1 protein-coding gene is annotated in these 1,298 nt (G+C 31.5%); it reads right to left on the bottom strand.

The genetic code is table 11. The features are described from left to right. Window positions 1-141 precede the first annotated feature (141 nt). Window positions 142-1,155: a restriction endonuclease gene (locus KIV10_RS13825; protein WP_214114731.1), complete on the bottom strand. Its 1,014-nt coding sequence runs from the start codon at window positions 1,153-1,155 to the stop codon at window positions 142-144. Window positions 1,156-1,298 lie beyond the last annotated feature (143 nt).

Here is a 1,298-nt window from a genome sequence, read left to right as displayed (position 1 = left end):
CTTATAGCTGTGGCAAATAAATTGTTGAAACAGGCATTTGCAATTGCAAAAAGTGGTTTGCCCTATGATGCGGAATTTGTATCTAAATTGGACTAAAAAGATTTGTTTTTTAACTCAGATCTTTGTTAGGCAACGTTTTTATTAATTTTCAAATATGTCATTATTCGTAAACAATTCCGAATGTACATTTAGTTTAATATGAAAATCACTTCTTTGCCAAAATCTGGTTTTAATTTGGTAATCTTCATTACTAGAAACATCTTTAAGTTGGTCAAATAGATTTGGTGTAATGTCGTTGTTAGTCATCAACCAAAATCCGTCATACTTATGTTCTATTATTCTATCTGTCCATCCTGAAATTGAAGAGGGACTAATACTGTTTTCAGAAAATTTACATTGAACCAACCATTTTAATTGTTTGTCTGAATTTAAGCCACCAACTTTTTCAATGACTTCGAAATCACGACCTCTGTCAGACGCTCTTGTTTTTCCTATTGGAATTATGCTTGTAATATTAGATTCTTTTTGTAGCAGTAACTCACAAATTCTTTCAAATTGCCTGTCCTTGTCGCCAAGTAATTTATTCCAGTCAAAATGAATTGGTGCTTTAAATTCAAAAAATGGTTGAGATGATTCTAACTTATTACTTAATATAACTCTTTCTTCTTCCTCTTGATTATCATCAAGCATTCCAGCCACCATAAAATGAGCTATTTCTGTCGTTATTAACAGAATATGAAAGTTGTTTTCATTGTCAATTCCAATTTTATATTCTCTTTTTGTTAACGGATATTCGTAATCTATTTCATCAATTACGGAATTAATTTCGTTGTAGAAATCAATATTGAAACTATAGATTTTTGAATTAGCCAAACACAATAAGTATTTTTCTCCTTCGTAAAAATTATCAATTGAATGTTGATTGCTGAATATTCTCTGAAAGCTAGGTTTTAAGTTTTTGTTTTCTACAAAACTGCAGATAATTCCTAAATGACCGTTACGACCTTTAAAAACACCTTTTGTTGTCGTTTTAATTTCAATTGATTCAAATTCATTAGACGTGTTCTTAGTTTCGGATAATTCTTCGAATCCAAATTGCTCGGTTATAGAGTCAAGAAATACTCTTATTTGTTCATTATCTATTTCTTCTTCCATTCAGTTCAAATGTTGCCTAACGGTCAAGTATAACCGCAGTTACGGGCAAGTTAGCGAAAATTTTCGGTATGGAACTGACGTTAGCAATTCCGAGTGGATTCGGACGTAGTCGAATCCGCCGTAATTGCGGTTATACATTGTTA

Origin of the sequence: Aequorivita echinoideorum, assembly GCF_018476645.1 — a bacterium.
In the GTDB taxonomy this organism is placed as follows: Bacteria; Bacteroidota; Bacteroidia; order Flavobacteriales; family Flavobacteriaceae; genus Aequorivita; species Aequorivita echinoideorum.
Note: the sequence above shows the minus strand (reverse complement) of the source record. Positions and strands in the feature narration are given on the sequence as shown.